16 protein-coding genes are annotated in these 17,125 nt (G+C 44.2%); all 16 read left to right on the top strand.

Annotated features, from left to right (window positions below; genetic code table 11):
• Positions 1-35 precede the first annotated feature (35 nt).
• Entirely contained in the window at positions 36-965 is a 930-nt protein-coding gene (gene sucD, locus NSQ50_RS18580; protein WP_076223184.1) for a succinate--CoA ligase subunit alpha, read from the top strand.
• Between the two features lie 223 nt (positions 966-1,188).
• Positions 1,189-2,307 (top strand): DNA-processing protein DprA, encoded by a 1,119-nt coding sequence (gene dprA, locus NSQ50_RS18575; RefSeq protein ID WP_076143838.1) that lies wholly within the window; start codon positions 1,189-1,191, stop codon positions 2,305-2,307.
• Between the two features lie 36 nt (positions 2,308-2,343).
• Positions 2,344-4,443 (top strand): type I DNA topoisomerase, encoded by a 2,100-nt coding sequence (topA, locus tag NSQ50_RS18570; RefSeq protein WP_036688567.1) that lies wholly within the window; start codon positions 2,344-2,346, stop codon positions 4,441-4,443.
• Positions 4,444-4,451: 8 nt separating this feature from the next.
• Entirely contained in the window at positions 4,452-5,834 is a 1,383-nt protein-coding gene (gene trmFO, locus NSQ50_RS18565; RefSeq protein WP_076141003.1) for an FADH(2)-oxidizing methylenetetrahydrofolate--tRNA-(uracil(54)-C(5))-methyltransferase TrmFO, read from the top strand.
• 17 nt (positions 5,835-5,851) lie between these two features.
• On the top strand, positions 5,852-6,394 hold the full coding sequence (hslV, locus tag NSQ50_RS18560) for an ATP-dependent protease subunit HslV (RefSeq protein WP_036688562.1): 543 nt from the start codon (positions 5,852-5,854) through the stop codon (positions 6,392-6,394).
• A 33-nt stretch (positions 6,395-6,427) separates the two neighbouring features.
• Entirely contained in the window at positions 6,428-7,828 is a 1,401-nt protein-coding gene (gene hslU, locus NSQ50_RS18555; protein WP_076141002.1) for an ATP-dependent protease ATPase subunit HslU, read from the top strand.
• Positions 7,829-8,215: 387 nt separating this feature from the next.
• Positions 8,216-8,623 (top strand): flagellar basal body rod protein FlgB, encoded by a 408-nt coding sequence (gene flgB / locus NSQ50_RS18550; protein WP_038571975.1) that lies wholly within the window; start codon positions 8,216-8,218, stop codon positions 8,621-8,623.
• Positions 8,624-8,629: 6 nt separating this feature from the next.
• On the top strand, positions 8,630-9,076 hold the full coding sequence (gene flgC, locus NSQ50_RS18545; RefSeq protein ID WP_036688555.1) for a flagellar basal body rod protein FlgC: 447 nt from the start codon (positions 8,630-8,632) through the stop codon (positions 9,074-9,076).
• A gap of 32 nt (positions 9,077-9,108) precedes the next feature.
• Positions 9,109-9,420, top strand: coding sequence for a flagellar hook-basal body complex protein FliE (fliE, locus tag NSQ50_RS18540; RefSeq protein WP_036688553.1), 312 nt, complete (start codon positions 9,109-9,111; stop codon positions 9,418-9,420).
• A gap of 34 nt (positions 9,421-9,454) precedes the next feature.
• On the top strand, positions 9,455-11,041 hold the full coding sequence (gene fliF / locus NSQ50_RS18535; RefSeq protein ID WP_076143842.1) for a flagellar basal-body MS-ring/collar protein FliF: 1,587 nt from the start codon (positions 9,455-9,457) through the stop codon (positions 11,039-11,041).
• 4 nt (positions 11,042-11,045) lie between these two features.
• Positions 11,046-12,062, top strand: a complete 1,017-nt coding sequence (fliG, locus tag NSQ50_RS18530; RefSeq protein ID WP_038571969.1) for a flagellar motor switch protein FliG — start codon at positions 11,046-11,048, stop codon at positions 12,060-12,062.
• Positions 12,055-12,903 carry a FliH/SctL family protein gene (locus NSQ50_RS18525; protein ID WP_036688548.1) on the top strand — a complete coding sequence of 283 codons (849 nt, stop codon included), beginning with the start codon at positions 12,055-12,057 and terminating at the stop codon, positions 12,901-12,903. Before fliG ends, NSQ50_RS18525 begins: the two co-directional genes overlap by 8 nt.
• Positions 12,896-14,209, top strand: a complete 1,314-nt coding sequence (fliI, locus tag NSQ50_RS18520; RefSeq protein ID WP_036688546.1) for a flagellar protein export ATPase FliI — start codon at positions 12,896-12,898, stop codon at positions 14,207-14,209. The genes NSQ50_RS18525 and fliI overlap by 8 nt, the downstream gene beginning before the upstream one ends.
• Before the next feature lie 9 nt (positions 14,210-14,218).
• Positions 14,219-14,662, top strand: a complete 444-nt coding sequence (gene fliJ, locus NSQ50_RS18515; protein ID WP_076143844.1) for a flagellar export protein FliJ — start codon at positions 14,219-14,221, stop codon at positions 14,660-14,662.
• 39 nt (positions 14,663-14,701) lie between these two features.
• The gene (locus tag NSQ50_RS18510; protein ID WP_076143875.1) at positions 14,702-15,619 is read left to right on the top strand and encodes a MotE family protein; all 918 of its coding nucleotides are present in this window, start codon (positions 14,702-14,704) and stop codon (positions 15,617-15,619) included.
• A gap of 24 nt (positions 15,620-15,643) precedes the next feature.
• Positions 15,644-17,125: a flagellar hook-length control protein FliK gene (locus NSQ50_RS18505; protein ID WP_076223187.1), complete on the top strand. Its 1,482-nt coding sequence runs from the start codon at positions 15,644-15,646 to the stop codon at positions 17,123-17,125.

Below are 17,125 nucleotides of genomic sequence, written 5' to 3'. Positions count from 1 at the left end.
TATTTGACAATATAAGTAGGGATGTGACTTAAGGCATGAGCATTCTTGTAGATAAAAATACGAAAGTTATCACGCAAGGAATTACAGGATCAACGGGTTTGTTCCATACTAAAGGTGCGCTGGATTATGGAACACAGATGGTTGGAGGGGTAACACCGGGTAAAGGTGGAACATATGTCAATATCACGCTTGAAAATGGCAGTGAGGTTAGCCTTCCGGTATTCGATACTGTTGTAGCTGCTAAGGCGGCTACAGGCGCAACCGCTAGTGTAATCTATGTACCGCCAGCATTCGCAGCAGACTCCATAATGGAAGCCGTGGACGCAGAACTCGACTTGGTGATTTGTATTACCGAAGGGATTCCAGTGCTTGATATGGTAAAGGTGTCCCGTTATATGGAGGGGCGCTCTACTGTATTGATCGGACCCAACTGTCCGGGAGTTATCACTCCTGGGGAATGCAAAATAGGAATTATGCCGGGTTATATTCATATGCCAGGGTATGTAGGTGTTGTCTCGCGCAGCGGAACTCTAACCTATGAGGCTGTTCATCAGCTGACCACGCGTGGAATCGGGCAATCTTCAGCTGTAGGTATTGGCGGAGACCCTGTTAAAGGCTCGGAGTTTATTGATATTCTGAAGCTTTTTAATGAGGATCCGGGTACAAAGGCAGTCATCATGATTGGTGAAATTGGCGGAACCGCAGAGGAAGAAGCAGCAGAGTGGATTCGTGAGCATATGACTAAGCCGGTTGTAGGGTTTATTGGCGGTGCTACTGCCCCTCCTGGCAAACGTATGGGGCATGCGGGTGCTATTATTTCCGGAGGCAAAGGAACAGCGAGTGAGAAAATTGCCGTACTTGAATCGTGCGGAATCAAGGTCGCTCCTACACCTGCCGAAATGGGCTCAACGCTTGTGAGTGTGCTTGAAGAACGCGGTATTCTTAGCGCATTTACAACGCATTAATTATTTTATATAATTGAAGGAATTCACTCTACGCGAGTGGGCTTCTTTCGTGTATAATTATTTCAGAGGTAAGCAACCTTTTGTTCCTATCCAAGGGATGAAAGGTTGCTTTTTTTGTTTTTTAATATAGAAAAATATTGAATTAAAAGAAAATATTGCATTCGTCAAATTCATGTTACAAATAGGGAAGGCTAACCCTTCCATTAAAGGAGAGTAAACTTATATGGAAGAAAAAGATCTGCTGTTTGGTTTTAATGAAGTGGAGGGGATTGGCTGGAAGAGTATCGACAAGATCCGCAGAGCCGGCTTAATGTCAGAACGAGCATTTTCCTGTAGTGCAAAAGATTGGGAAACGATCGGATTGAACAGAAAGCTGTCGAATTATCTTGCTTCCATATATACGTTAGAGTGGATCGCCAAAAGGCGCTTATTAATGGAAGAATGTGCAGTGAAGATGGTAACTGTGTTTGATGCGGCTTATCCTGTTTTGTTGAAGGAGACGACACAGCCACCGTGGATCCTTTATTATCGAGGTCGATTGGAACTGTTATCAACTCCTAGTGTGGCGATGGTTGGCACTCGTGTGCCAACAGCATATGGACGAAAGGTAGGGGAGATTCTCGCGGAGGAGCTTAGTGCAGCAGGTCTAACGGTGGTTAGCGGACTTGCGAGGGGGATCGATAGCATTTGTCATGAAGCGGCGCTAAGAAGCGGTGGAGGGACGATAGCGGTAGTGGCAACAGGGTTGGACAAAGTCTATCCAACTGAGAATATTGAGCTGGAGCGGCGTATCTCTCAAAAAGGGCTTGTCATCACAGAGTATCCTCTTGGAACTAAAAGTCATCCTGGATTATTTCCACAGCGTAATCGGATCATAGCAGGTTTATCACGGGGGACAGTGGTCGTGGAGGCTGACAGTCGCAGTGGATCACTTATTACAGCCGATGCTGCCTTGGAAGCTGGAAGGGATGTCTTCGCAGTTCCCGGACCTATCACATCACCTAAGAGCAGAGGGGCGTTAGAGCTTATCAAACAGGGTGCAAAGCTGGTAACCAGTGGATTAGATATTATAGAAGAATATACTTCTTATTTGCCGACAAACGTAATAAAAACAGGGAATAATAGCACTACCGAACAGACAGCAGACGACTTTATGATTGAAAAGAAATTGACAAATGAGGAGTCTCACCTATACCATATACTGCATCAAGGCCCTTTTATATTGGACGATCTGCTTGTAAGAACAGGATGGGATTTTGGACATTTGCATTCAGTTCTGTTATCTTTAATCATAAAAAAAGCGGTAACACAATTACCAGGAGCTATTTATAAGGTAATTTAATATAGAGGTGCGAGTGTTAACGAGGAGGAAGAGTCTATGGCAGATGCATTAGTTATTGTCGAGTCGCCTGCAAAAGCGAAGACAATTGGCAAATATCTAGGTAGTAAATATATTGTAAAGGCATCAATGGGACATATTAGAGATCTACCGAAGAGTCAAATTGGTGTTGAGGTGGAGAATGATTTCAGTCCCAAATATATTACTATCCGCGGTAAAGGATCTATATTGAAGGAATTGAAAGACGCTAGTAAAAAAGTTAAAAAAGTTTATCTCGCAGCTGACCCCGACCGCGAAGGGGAAGCAATTGCTTGGCATTTGGCGCATGCGCTGGATTTAGATAATACACAAGAATGCAGAGTTGTTTTTAATGAGATCACCAAACAAGCGGTAAAAGATGCTTTTAAGACACCGCGTAAGATTAATATGGATCTCGTGAATGCACAGCAGGCTAGACGTATTCTGGATCGACTGGTAGGGTACAAGATTAGCCCTCTATTATGGAAGAAAGTCAAAAAAGGTTTATCTGCTGGACGTGTACAATCCGTTGCCGTGAAGATCATTATGGATCGTGAGAATGAAATCTCCGCTTTTGTACCCACCGAATATTGGAGCATAACAGCCAAGCTTGGAATACGGGATTCCGTCTTTGAAGCTAAGTTTCATAAGCTGAATGGTGTGAAAAAAGAACTGAACCAGGAAAGTGATGTTCAGGAGGTTCTTGAAGCCATTAAGAACGCATCTTTTAAGGTGAGTGATGTGAAGGAGAAGGAAAGACAACGTCATCCTTCGGCTCCTTTTACCACCAGCTCCCTACAACAGGAAGCAGCCCGTAAGCTTGGATTCCGTGCCGCTAAGACAATGTCTGTTGCACAGCAGCTATACGAAGGTGTGGAACTCGGTAAAGAAGGTACCGTAGGTTTGATCACTTATATGCGTACAGACTCCACGCGTCTCTCTGTCACCGCTCAGGATGAAGCTAAAGAGCTTATAACAGCTAAGTATGGTGAGAAGTTCTTGCCAGAATCCCCACGGCAGTATTCTAAAAAGGCAGCTGGAGCACAGGAAGCGCATGAAGCGATTCGTCCTACCTCGGCATTACGCGAACCTGAAATGGTCAAAGAGTTCTTGAGCCGTGATCAATTCCGTCTCTACAAGCTAGTGTGGGAGCGGTTCGTATCAAGTCAGATGTCTTCTGCCCTGCTGGATACGCTTTCGGTCGATATTGCTGCAGGTACTGCTACATTCAGAGCTGTTGGTTCGAAGGTTTCATTCCCCGGGTTCATGAAGGTTTATGTAGAAGGCAACGATGACGGAACTACAGATGAAGACAAGTATTTGCCGCCGCTTCAAGCGGGAGATGCTTTAAATAAGCAGGAGATCGAGCCTAAGCAGCACTTTACACAACCGCCTCCACGATATACGGAAGCAAGACTTGTAAAGACGCTTGAGGAGCTGGGTATAGGCCGTCCAAGTACATATGCCCCAACGCTGGAAACCATCCAGAAGCGTGGGTATGTGGCTATTGAAGAGAAAAAATTCATGCCAACCGAACTTGGCGAGCTTGTTATAGAGCAGATGGAGCAATTTTTCCCGGAAATCCTAAACGTTGAGTTCACGGCGAACATGGAAGGGGATCTTGACCATGTGGAAGAGGGCTCAGAAGACTGGGTAAAGGTTCTTGCAGAGTTTTACGAATCGTTTGAGAAGCGTTTGGTGTTCGCGGAAGAAGAGATGAAAGAAATTGAGATTGAAGATGAAGTCTCTGATGAGATCTGTGAGAAATGCGGCAAACCTCTCGTGTATAAGCTGGGTCGCTTTGGAAAATTCCTAGCATGCTCTGGCTTTCCTGATTGCCGAAACACAAAACCGATTATCAAGGATATTGGCGTAACTTGTCCTAAATGTCATGAAGGTAAGGTTGTGGAGCGACGCAGTAAAAAAGGGCGTGTTTTCTATGGCTGCGATCAGTACCCTGGTTGTGATTTCGTTTCATGGGATAGACCTTCTATAAAACCATGTCCATCATGTGGATCTTGGATGATTGAGAAACGTAATAAGCAAGGAACCAAGCTACAATGTACGTCTTGTGATCATACAGAGGCGGTTCTAGACAACGAAGAAGAATTAGCAGATTAATAGTCTCTATGGGAGGAAAAAAGACAGTGTCAGATACAGCAAAAGTAACAGTAATTGGAGCGGGTCTCGCAGGAAGCGAAGCCGCTTGGCAAATAGCATCACTAGGAGTACCGGTAAGATTATATGAGATGAGACCCGTAGTAAAGACACCAGCCCATCACACGAATCAATTTGCTGAACTGGTATGCAGCAACTCCTTGCGTGCGAATGGACTAGGAAATGCTGTAGGTGTATTGAAGGAAGAAATGCGGCGTTTGAACTCTCTTGTATTAGGTGCTGCTGACCGACACGCGGTACCCGCAGGAGGAGCACTCGCCGTAGATCGTGACGGATTCTCAGGTGAGATCACCCATACTTTGCATAATCATCCGCTCGTTGAAGTCATAAATGAAGAACTTACGCATATACCGGAGGAAGGGATTGTTGTTATTGCAACGGGCCCTCTAACTTCACCGGCATTATCTGCTGAAATAAAAGGGCTGCTGGGTGAAGAGTATTTCTACTTCTATGATGCAGCAGCACCGATTGTTGAGAAAGACACCATTGATATGAACAAGGTGTATTTGGCTTCCCGTTATGATAAGGGAGAAGCGGCTTATCTGAACTGTCCGATGACAGAAGAGGAGTTCGACGTGTTTTATGATGCGTTGATTTCTGCTGAAACAGCAGCTCTCAAGGATTTTGAGAAAGAGATATACTTTGAAGGCTGTATGCCTATTGAAATCATGATGAAACGCGGTAAGCAAACAGCGTTATTTGGCCCAATGAAGCCAGTAGGACTTATCAATCCGCATACAGGTAAACTTCCTTACGCGGTTGTGCAACTCCGTCAGGATAACGCTGCCGGCACACTTTACAATCTTGTTGGTTTTCAGACCCATTTGAAATGGGGCGAGCAGAAGCGTGTATTCTCGCTGATCCCAGGTCTTGAGAATGCTGAATATGTTCGTTATGGTGTGATGCACAGAAATACATTTATTAATTCTCCTAAACTTCTGCACCCTACCTATCAGATGAAAGGCAAGGAAAGACTCTTTTTTGCTGGACAGATGACAGGTGTAGAAGGTTATGTTGAATCAGCTGCTTCCGGGCTCATAGCTGGTATTAATGCTGCACGGGCAGCACTCGGACAGGAAGGACTGATCTTCCCGCAGGATACTGTTCTAGGCAGCATGCCAGCTTATATTACTTCAGCCGATCCAGAGCATTTTCAGCCTATGAATGCCAATTTCGGTCTGTTGCCGAAGGTAGAGAAGAAGATCCGCAATAAGAAGGAAAAGAATGAAATGTTAGCTCATCGCGCTCTGGACAGTCTTGCCGAGTATGCCAACCGTACAGGACTCGCTTATTCGGAGCCGGAGGTTGTCGATATCGAACAAAGCCCATCTTAAGGAGGTAACTTACAATCATGGTACCCAGCTTTCATGCGACTACAATTTGTGCTGTAAGACATAACGGACAGGCAGCTATAGCAGGTGATGGACAGGTTACATTCGGAGAGAGTGTTATTATGAAGACGACGGCCAGAAAAGTCCGTCGCCTGTACAGAGGACAAGTAATAGCAGGTTTTGCGGGGTCCGTTGCGGATGCTATTACCCTATTCGAAAAATTCGAGGGCAAGCTGGAGGAGCATCATGGGAACCTGCAGCGGGCTGCAGTTGAATTAGCGAAGGACTGGCGTCAAGATCGTATTCTTCGGAAGCTTGAAGCTTTGATGATTGTTATGGATAAGGAAGGAATGCTCCTGATCTCCGGAAATGGTGAAATTATCGAACCGGATGATGACGTTCTTGCGATTGGTTCCGGTGGTAATTTTGCGCTGGCTTCAGGTCGAGCACTCAAACGTCATGCACCCAATCTTTCCGCTGCGGATATTGCTAGAGAATCGCTTCAGGTAGCATCTGAAATTTGTGTGTACACTAATTCCAACATTATTGTTGAACAATTATAGACTCAGTGCCATAGAGACAAGGAGGAATTCACGATGGTGAATCAATCGCTTACACCCCGTCAAATTGTAGCCGAATTGGATAAATATATCGTAGGTCAGAAGCAAGCCAAGAAATCGGTAGCTGTTGCGCTCCGTAATCGGTATCGGCGCAGTCTGCTAACAGAGGAACTGCGTGATGAAGTCGTCCCTAAGAACATCCTGATGATCGGACCTACAGGTGTGGGTAAGACAGAGATCGCCCGGCGTCTAGCAAAGCTTGTTAATGCACCGTTCATCAAAGTGGAGGCTACTAAATTCACTGAGGTCGGTTATGTAGGTCGAGATGTGGAATCTATGGTTCGTGATCTGGTAGAGACTTCTATTCGTATGGTCAAGCTTGAGCGTACGGAGAAGGTTAAGGATCGTGCGGAAGAACTGGCTAATGAGCGGATCGTTTCTATATTGGTCCCTTCCTCTTCCAAAAATAAATCACAAAAGAATCCTTTCGAGATGATTTTTGGAGGGAATTCTGCACAAGAGGACTCTAAAGAAGACACTGAGCAGGATGGAAGTTTAAGTGAACGCCGCCGTGGGGTTAGATTTAAGCTGTTAGCTGGTCAGCTGGAAGATGACATCATTGAAATTGATGTTGAGGATACAGCGCCAACTATGATGGATATGTTTGCAGGTCAAGGTAACGACCAAATGGGTATGAATATGCAAGAGATGTTCGGCAGTTTGCTGCCTAAGCGGACGAAGAAACGTAAGCTTCCTATTCGCGAAGCGCGCAAGGTACTCATTCAGGATGAGGCGGCTAAGCTGATTGATATGGATGATGTGATCCAGGAATCCGTGACTCGGGCTGAACAATCAGGCATTATTTTTATCGATGAAATCGATAAAGTAGCAAGTCAGGGAAAAGGGTCTGGACCGGATGTGTCGCGTGAAGGCGTGCAACGGGATATTTTGCCGATTGTAGAGGGTTCAACCATTATGACGAAATACGGTCCTGTGAAGACGGACTATGTACTCTTTATGGCTGCCGGAGCTTTCCATATTGCTAAGCCTTCAGATTTGATTCCAGAACTTCAAGGCCGTTTTCCGATTCGCGTAGAGCTGAGCAGTCTAACGTTAGAGGATTTCGTTTCTATTTTGACGGAACCAGAGAATGCTTTAACTAAACAATATGTGAATCTGCTTAAAACAGAAAATTTAGAAGTGGAATTCCAGAAGGATGCTATACATGAGATCGCCAAAATAGCGGCTTCAGTGAATCAAAATATGGAGAATATAGGTGCACGGCGTCTTCATACTATTTTGGAGAAGCTGTTAGAGGATCTTTCTTTTGAAGCCCCTGAGCTGACTTTGGAGAAAATGGTTATTACCCCAGAGTATGTGCGCGAGAAATTGGCAAGTATAGCTCAGGATCGTGATTTAAGTCAGTATATTCTTTAAAGCGACAAAAAAACAAAAAATCTATGTATTTTGAATTTGGGCATAACGGATTAGATAAATTACAAATTGGTGTCGTGAAAACGTAAAATTATGTCAAAACATGCAATTAAAAAGAAAAAAATGAGTTAGAAATGTAAATAAATAGTAATAAAGTGCTAAAAGCCCTGTCTTTTCTAAAAAGATAGGGCTTATTTCTTATTGTAATAATATACAAATTAAATGAAAATCAATGTATGTGAAAATGCTAAGTGTTGTTCATTGCGACAGCGTTCGACGGAATACCGTAAATTTAGAGTTTTTTTTCTTTATTTGTCGAAAGCAAGCAGGTTTTTTGATGGAAGTTGTGGAATTCTTTTCATTATGATAGCTTTGAAAGGAGGAATTGTCTTGGGATTGCTGAATAGTGTCAGTTTTCAACGATTGCAGGGAGGCATTGATGCTGCCTATAAACGACAAAGTGCTCTAGCAAATAATGTGGCTAATCAAGATACGCCCAATTTCAAACGTTCTGATGTTTCATTCGAAAGTATCCTGCAACAACAGGAAAGTGGAATCCAATCTACACTTAGAGCGAAAGTTTCGGATACCCGGCATTATCAATTTGGCAGCAACACAATTGTTCCCGCTGCTGTTGAAAATACTGATGAAACTACCTCTATGAACAATAACGACAACAATGTGGATGTAGATCGCGAAATGGCGTTAAGCGCAGAGAACCAGCTTAGGTATAGTTCTTATGTTGAACAGATTAACAGTCAGATTTCGATGATGCGAGCCGTAATTCAAGGAGGATAAGAGAGTATGAACTTTGGTAGTAGTTTTGGGATCAGCGCATCTGCATTAACGGCTCAACGGTTGCGGATGGATGTAATTTCTTCCAACGTAGCCAATGCTGAAACTACAAGAGCATCCGTGGTGGATGGCAAGGCTGTTCCTTACCGACGTAAGTTGGTTGTTTTGGAAACGAACGAAAGTAATAAATTCTCGAATATACTAAATTCGAAAATGAATAATAGCAATGAAGGGGTTAAGGTGCAGTCGATCATAGAAGACACTTCACCATTGAAGCCGGTATACAATCCGAGCCATCCCGATGCGGATGCTGAAGGATATGTCTATATGCCAAACGTAGACATTACCAAAGAAATGGTTGATATGTTATCTGCATCTCGCTCTTATGATGCCAATGTTACGATGCTTAATGCATCCAAAGCTATGGTAAGCAAGGCACTCGAAATTGGTAGATAAATGAATGTTAATTAACTTAAGGGGGGAAACAGTTGATACAGAATATATCTAATGGGGTTCAGGCTGTACAGCAGCTTGCAATGAAACCGACATCTTCCGAAGTTTCATCCACTCCTGCTAATTCGATGGAGAGCTTTGGCTCTTATCTTGAGGATGCGCTCAATAAAGTGGCTGATCAGGAACAACAAGCTAAGGATATGAGTAATAAATTTGTATTGGGAGAAGTGAACATTGACGAAGTGATGATTTCTTCCCAACAGGCTCTACTGAGTTTACAGTTGACTACACAAGTCCGGAACAAAGTGATTGAAGCCTATCAAGAAATTATGAGAACTCAAATATAATAAATCCTAGCTTAGTTTCGGATGGGGTGACACTGTGAATGAAAGATTTGCCCAATATCGGGAGAAGGTTCTCTTGTATTGGAACAGATTTAGTGGTAAACAGAAGATTTTATTCTTTTCAACATTGTTTATCATTCTAATAATAATCGTAGTTATGACCATGCAGCTTTCAAAAACAGAATATGAAGTAGCATTTCAAGATTTGGACAGTACGGATTCGGCTGGAGTAATGAAAGCCTTAGATTCAGCAGGTGTTTCATACCGATTAAGTCAAGATGGAAAGAGTATCTCTGTACCTAGTACAGAAGCAGCTCGGGTCAAGGTGGATATCGGTTCTCAGGGGATTGTTCAAGGTGGCTCTATCGGATATAAAGTCTTTGACGAAAATTCGTCAATGATAGGTACAACAGATAGCGAGTTTAACGTGAAGTACAATAATGCATTAAACGGTGAAGTTGAACAGTTAATGAGACGTATGCAAGGGATTAAAGATGCAAAAGTTCTGATTAATTTGCCTAAAGAGACAGTTTTTGCCTCACAGGCTGATCAGGAGCAGGCGTCTGCATCCGTTGTGCTTTCATTTGATCCGGGATTTAGACCTACCCAAGACAATATTGACGGGTATTTCAATCTTGTGAAAACTGCTGTGCCTAATTTACCAATTGACAACATTACCATTGCAAATAATGAAATTGAATTAATGCCAACAGCTAAAGGTGGACAGGCTGGTGTCACAAACCAAGTTGAAGAAAACTTCGCTCTTCAGAAGAAATTCGAAGAAGAAGTAAAGAAAAATGTGAAACAATTCCTTAGCACTCTTACCGGTCCTGATAAAGTGGATGTTCTTGTGTTCTCAAAGTTGAACTTTGACAAGGAAAACCGGAAGGAAGATCTTGTTACCCCTGTGGATACAGAGAACATGAAGGGGATTGAGATCAGTTCACAAATAATTAGTAATTCGTATTCGGGTCAAGGTAACACGACTGGCGGAGTGGCTGGCACTGGTTCTCAAGATGTTACGGGCTATCCTTCTAATGCGGGTGCGGATACTTCTACCTCGGAGGAATCTTCGGAAACGAGGAACTTCGAAGTTAACCGAATTACTAAAGATGTTATTGCTAGTCCGTATACTGTTAAAGACTTAACCATAAATGTTGCAGTTGAACCACCTTCAGGAGAAAAAAGTTTAGATGATGCAACATCAGCTGCAATTCAAAATATTTTGGTGAATATTGTTCGCGCTTCTCTTGCGGATTCAGGTACTACATATACAGACGCTGATTTGACCAAAAAGGTTTCGGTCTACTCGCAACAATTTGGTGGCGCCGATGCCAACACCGTTAAAGGTGGTCTCGCTTCTTGGATGATATGGGCTATCGGAGCAGCAGCATTGCTGGTTGGAGCAGGTGGAGGATATCTAATCTACCGGAGTCGTAAACAGACTGTGGAAGAGGAAGATGAAGACATTCCATTGCAGGTTCCTACTGAATTTCCTTCTATTAACTTGGAGAGCGTGACGAATGAAAGTCAAGTTCGTAAGCAATTGGAAAGTTTGGCCAAGAAGAAGCCAGACGAATTCGTAAATCTGCTGCGTACATGGCTTGCAGACGAACAGAGGTGAACTAATGGCAAAGGCTAGCCAGCAGGGACTTAGTGGCCGTCAAAAAGCTGCGATCCTGCTTATCACACTAGGGCCCGAGGTATCGGCGCAAATTTTCAAACATTTAAGAGACGAGGAAATTGAACAGCTGACTCTTGAAATTGCCAATGTTCGCAAAGTGGACAGCAGTGAAAAAGAGTCGATCATGTCTGAATTCCATCAGATATGCCTCGCCCAGGAATATATATCACAAGGCGGTATTAACTACGCTAAAGAAATTCTGGAGAAAGCGCTTGGGTCAACAAAAGCAATGGAGGTCATTAATCGTCTGACTGCAACATTGCAAGTAAGACCTTTCGATTTTGCACGAAAAGCGGATCCTAATCAGATTCTCAACTTTATCCAGAATGAAAATGTACAGACTATTGCACTTGTATTGTCTTATCTGCAATTTGAACAAGCTGCCGCAATCCTCTCCTCGCTTCCTCAAGAGAAGCAGGCAGAGGTGGCGAGAAGAATTGCTGTTATGGACAGCACCTCTCCGGAGGTAATTACGCAAATTGAACGTGTGCTGGAGCAGAAGCTTTCCGCTACAGTAACTCAGGATTATACAAATGCTGGTGGTATCGAATCGATTGTACAAATCTTGAATGGGGTTGACCGGGGGACAGAACGTACGATTCTGGATTCTCTCGAAATTCAAGATCCAGAGCTTGCCGAAGAGATCAAGAAACGGATGTTCGTATTCGAAGATATTGTCAATGTGGACAATCGTTCGATCCAACGCATTATCCGTGATATTGATAATGCGGATCTACAGCTTGCTCTCAAGGTTGCCAGCGAAGAAGTACGGGATGTTATTTTCAGAAATATGTCCAAGCGTATGGCAGAAACGTTCCGAGAAGAAATGGAATACATGGGTCCTGTGCGGCTGCGTGATGTTGAAGAAGCACAGACTCGTATTGTAGGCACGATCCGCAGACTCGAAGAGTCTGGTGAAATTATCATCGCTCGTGGCGGAGGAGATGACATCATTGTCTAAGCTGATCAAACACTCCCAGTATGTTCCGGTTGATGTCTTTAAAAGATTGGAACAGGCCCGGCAATATGCGGGCCTAACTGAGGAGCCCGTTCCCGAGGAGACTTTAAGCGAGACTGACTATCATGATCCCGCACGTGAAGAGGCAGAAGAGACGCGTAAGCAAATGCTTAAGGACGCTCAGGATTTTGCTGAAGAGCAGGTTCGGAATGCATCTCTTGAAGCGGAACAGATTGTAGAGTCCTCGAAAGCGGAGGCTGAAGAGTGGTGGAAACAACGGCGTGAGCAGGATGAACATCTGATCGAAGCTATCAAAGCTGAAGCTCATCAGCAAGGTTATGAGGAAGGTGTTTCTCAGGCTGAGGAAGAGATGAAGCATAAGATCGCAGAGATGATGGAAGAAGCGCGTGCTGTTTTGACTGAGGCGTATAAAGCAAGAGAAGTGATTATTCAGGAAGCGGAGCCTTTTTTAGTAGAGTTAAGCTGTGATATTGCAGAGAAAATTGTGGACAAGCAGTTAACGGTAGAACCACAATTCGCAATGGACTTAATTCGCAAAAATCTGGCTCGTAAGCGAGAACAGGGTTTGATATCACTTTGTGTATCCCCAGCGCAGTTCGCTTTTGTGAATGCTGCCCGGGAAGAATTATCACTAGCTGTTGATTCACAGGCTGAACTGCAAATCTTGCCCGACTCAACGGTAAAAGACCAAGGATGTGTTATCCGCTCTTCCTTTGGCAGCATTGATGCTCGAATCGACACTCAGCTCGCAGAGATCAAGAAAGAGCTGGTAAGAATTGCGCTGGACACCGATGAGCAGAGAAATGGGGAAGACGATGCTTAATAGCAACCGTTATAAGGAGCAACTTCGTAATCTCGATCCGGTGAGGATCAATGGGAAAGTGACGCAGGTAATCGGTCTAATGGTTGAATCGGAAGGTCCTGACGCAAGTATAGGTGATGTATGCTACATCTACCCTTCTAAAGGAAACAAACCGCTGCAAGCTGAGGTCGTTGGTTTCCGTGATAACAAGGTACTATTGATGCCACTTGGTGAACTGCAGGCGATTGGACCTGGTTGTGATGTAGTGGGCACTGGTAAGCCGCTTAGCGTGCAAGTAGGTTCTGAATTGTTAGGAAAAGTACTGGATGGTCTGGGGCAGCCGCTTGATGGCTCTCTCATTCCAGCACGAATGCCACATAGCTCTACCTTTAATATTCCTTCCAATCCACTTAATAGACCGCGGGTGCAGGAACCCATCAGTATTGGTGTGAGAGCGATTGACGGTTTGCTTACGATTGGCAAGGGACAGCGGGTCGGTATTTTTGCTGGCTCGGGGGTCGGCAAGAGTACTTTGATGGGGATGATTGCCCGGAATACATCGGCTGACGTAAATGTTATTGCTCTGATTGGTGAGCGTGGCAGAGAAGTATTGGATTTCATTGAACGGGATTTGGGACCAGAGGGCTTGCAGCGATCCGTAGTCATTGTTGCTACCTCAGACCAACCTGCATTGATTCGCATAAAAGGTGCGCTTATCGCTACAACGATTGCCGAGTATTTCCGCGATCGCGGCCTTAATGTAATGCTGATGATGGATTCGGTCACCCGTTATGCTATGGCCCAACGTGAAGTTGGACTTGCAGTTGGAGAGCCGCCAGCCATGCGGGGATATACACCTTCGGTGTTTGCAAGCTTACCCAAACTGCTGGAACGTGCCGGTACAGGTCCTACAGGCTCTATAACAGCCTTCTATACGGTACTGGTTGATGGTGATGATATGAACGAACCAATCGCAGATGCAGTCAGAGGAATACTTGACGGACATATTGTACTCAATCGAAATATTGCTAACAAAGGACACTTTCCAGCAATAGATGTTCTTTCCAGCATAAGTCGAGTAATGAAGGATATTGCTCCAGAAGAACAGATTGCAGCAGCCGAGAATGTGAAGCGCCTTATGGCCGTTTACAAGGATTCAGAGGATTTGATTAATATTGGAGCTTATCAGAGAGGCTCTAATGCTCAAATCGACGAGTCGATGGAATTTATCGACAGTATATGGGATTTCACCAAACAAAAGGTGAATGAAAAAGTTACGCTGGCTGAAGTTCAACAGTCTTTAATTTCACAGTTCTCAAGGAGTTGATTCGGTATTATGAGGTTTCATTATACTTTTCAAAAAGTCGTTGACTTGAAGGGCAATGAGAAGACACAGGCAGAATGGATGCTCTCAAGCGCGCTTGGAGAATTGCAGGCACAGGAAAGAAGCCTGGATGAACTCATCTTTCAGCGGAGTGCTATCATGCTATCCTTACAAAATGCCGCAGAGCAAAAGACACCTATGGTTAAGATTCGTGAAATGCAGGAGTATGCGGAATATCTGGATAAATGCATTGCCCGTAAGCATACGGACATTAGCCGTGCACATCAAGAAGTCCAGAAGAAACAAGATCAGTTAAGCACTAAGGTTTTAGATGAAAAAGTATGGTTGAAGGCAAAAGACAAGGCTGAGACATTGTTTCAGCAAAGTATGATTTTACGGGAACAAAACGAACTGGATGAGATGGCAACCGTCCGCTTCGCGATGAAATCCCTCTAACCCGGGAGGTTTCCGCTAGTGGCTAATATTGATAATGATATGGAACTTGAAAATGAAGGGTCAGCGGGGAAATTTGAGCGGTTCTTATTCTTAATGATACCGATTATCTTCACGCTAGTACTGCTTGGAGTACTGTTGACGCTTTTTAATATGGACATTCGTAATAATGTGCTTGAAGTTGCGAATAAAATTCCTATCCTGGAAAAATGGGTTCCTGATCCGCCTGCAGATCCTTCTAAACCGAAGGAAGAAAGCAAAAAGCAGGAAGTGAGCTCAGCGACAACGATTAAGGAGCTTAAAGCTCAGCTCGCCCAGCAGGAAGAAAACCTGAAGAAGGTTACAGATGAAAAAACAGCCCAGGATACCAAGGTTCAGGCGCTAGAGTCACAGATTGAAGGAATGAAGAAGGAAGCTGAAACCACAGAGGCAAGCACAGAAGAAGCTGAGGATCCTTATCAGAAACAGGTTTCTGATTTGGCTAAGCTGTATGCAGGCATGAAAGCTTCGAAGGCTGCACCGATCATGGAGAATTTAACTACAGAAGAAATGGTGCAGATCTTCAGTGTCATGAGTAAAGCGAGTAAAACTGCGATTTTGGAAAAAATGGATCCGCAAAAAGCTGCAGATGTAACAATAAAGTTAAAAGAAACTACATCTTCGAGTGACATGGCGATTGCAGCTCTTCAATCTAGATTGAAGAAAGACGCCGGTACAACAGCAAATGCGACAACCAGTACGAATTTGGATAAGGAAAAGTTGAATCAGACCTTCAGTTCAATGACTCCTGCTAATGCAGCATCGTTACTAGGAGAAATGTACAAGATTAGCCCTGATAAGGTTGTGACGATTATGAATACCGTAAGTGATAGTGTTCGTTCATCTATTTTGGGAGAAATGACTAAAAATGATAGCGCGCAAACTGCGAAAATTGTTAATCGTCTGATGGGTGCTAAATAGATAGGGAAAGGAGGTGAAAAATAAATGAGTTTAGTCGTTCAATCGCTTGTGAGTGCAAACGCAACTGCAGTAAATGGGAGTTCATCGACTACAACGGGCACAACAACGACGGCTGCACCATTTGCTCAAACCCTGGTACAAACCATGGGAGGCAATGCCAACACCTCGTCGACTCCAGCTGAACCCCTATTGGGAAATCTAGCTTCTTTGCTGCAAGGCCTGTTAAAGGAAGTGCAGCCGACTGGAGAAGAGCAAGCAGGGCAAGACACTCAGAAGGGTGATCTCCTTGAAAAACTTGCTGCTGATGTTGAGAAGCTGGATGAAAGTATCAGTAGTGATCCTGCTCTGTTGGTAGCCTTACAGGCTTGGATTCTTCAGGTATCTGCACTTTTATCTGGAAGCCATGCCGCAGAGGATGGCACTGCTACAACGGAAGCAGAAGTGGCTGGAAGCTTGTCCCCATTGGCACAGAATGCTGATACATTGAGATTTGCAGTTCAAGACGACCTGCAAAGTTTAGTTTCTATAATTCAGGAAGCTGCAGTGAGTGGCAATGAGGAAGTAGCAACTAAGGGAATCAGTTTATTGAATAATTTCACAGCGCTTTTAGAAGAGTCCTCCTCTAACACTAATAAAGGGAAGGGAAAGACGAGCAATGTGAATGCTGCTTCTGTTTCTTCCGTAGAACAGCCCGCTATCACTGAAAGCAAAAATAATCCAACGGATAAAACACTTCAGAATGTGAGCAATCGTTCCGGAGAAGCTGTTGTAGTGAAAAATGATACGGTTGTCAGCTCGCCAGTGACCTCAGGAACTGTGCAAGAAGCTGAAGCAGAGACTGCGAACACGCCGTTAATCAAGACAGGTGTAACCGGGGAAACGAAGTCAACAGAATCCACTCTAGATTCCACGCTAGGAATTACAGCTAACGAAGGGGATCATGAGGTTGTTACTGCGGGTCAGTTATCTCTGCGCGGAGGAATTACAGCACCCCTGAAGGCTGAAGTGCCAGCAACACCTGTTCCGGTTCAGCAATTTGCTCAGGAAATGACAGGCTTCATTACAGGCAAATTAGAGATTGTGCAAAAAGGTGGGATCGCTGAAGCGACTATATCCCTTTTTCCAGAAAATCTCGGACAAGTTGATGTTAAGATCACCATGCAAAATGGTCATTTAGTTGCCCAGTTCATGACTGAACATACCGGTGCTAAAGATATGCTGGAGCAACAAATGAACCAGCTTCGCGCTGCATTGCAATCTCAGGGTCTTCAAGTGGAGAAGCTGGAAGTTACGCAAAATAATACCCCACTTAATTCGCAATGGGGGCAGGAAGGACGCCAACCTAATTCCGGAAGTGGACAGCAGGGTAGACGTTCCAAAGAAAGCAGAGAGGAAGCCAGTGATGCCGTTCTTGCCGCAGAGCTGAATGGTGAATGGAAGGACTGGGTTTCAAATGCGGGACAAGAAGATCAGTCCCAAGGTGGATCTTTTTCTGCTAAGGCTTAA

The sequence above is a fragment of the Paenibacillus sp. FSL R10-2788 genome (assembly GCF_038003885.1).
Classification (GTDB): domain Bacteria; phylum Bacillota; class Bacilli; order Paenibacillales; family Paenibacillaceae; genus Paenibacillus_AQ; species Paenibacillus_AQ odorifer.
The sequence above is the reverse complement of the archived record's forward strand: the minus strand, read 5'-3'. Positions and strand labels throughout refer to the sequence as shown.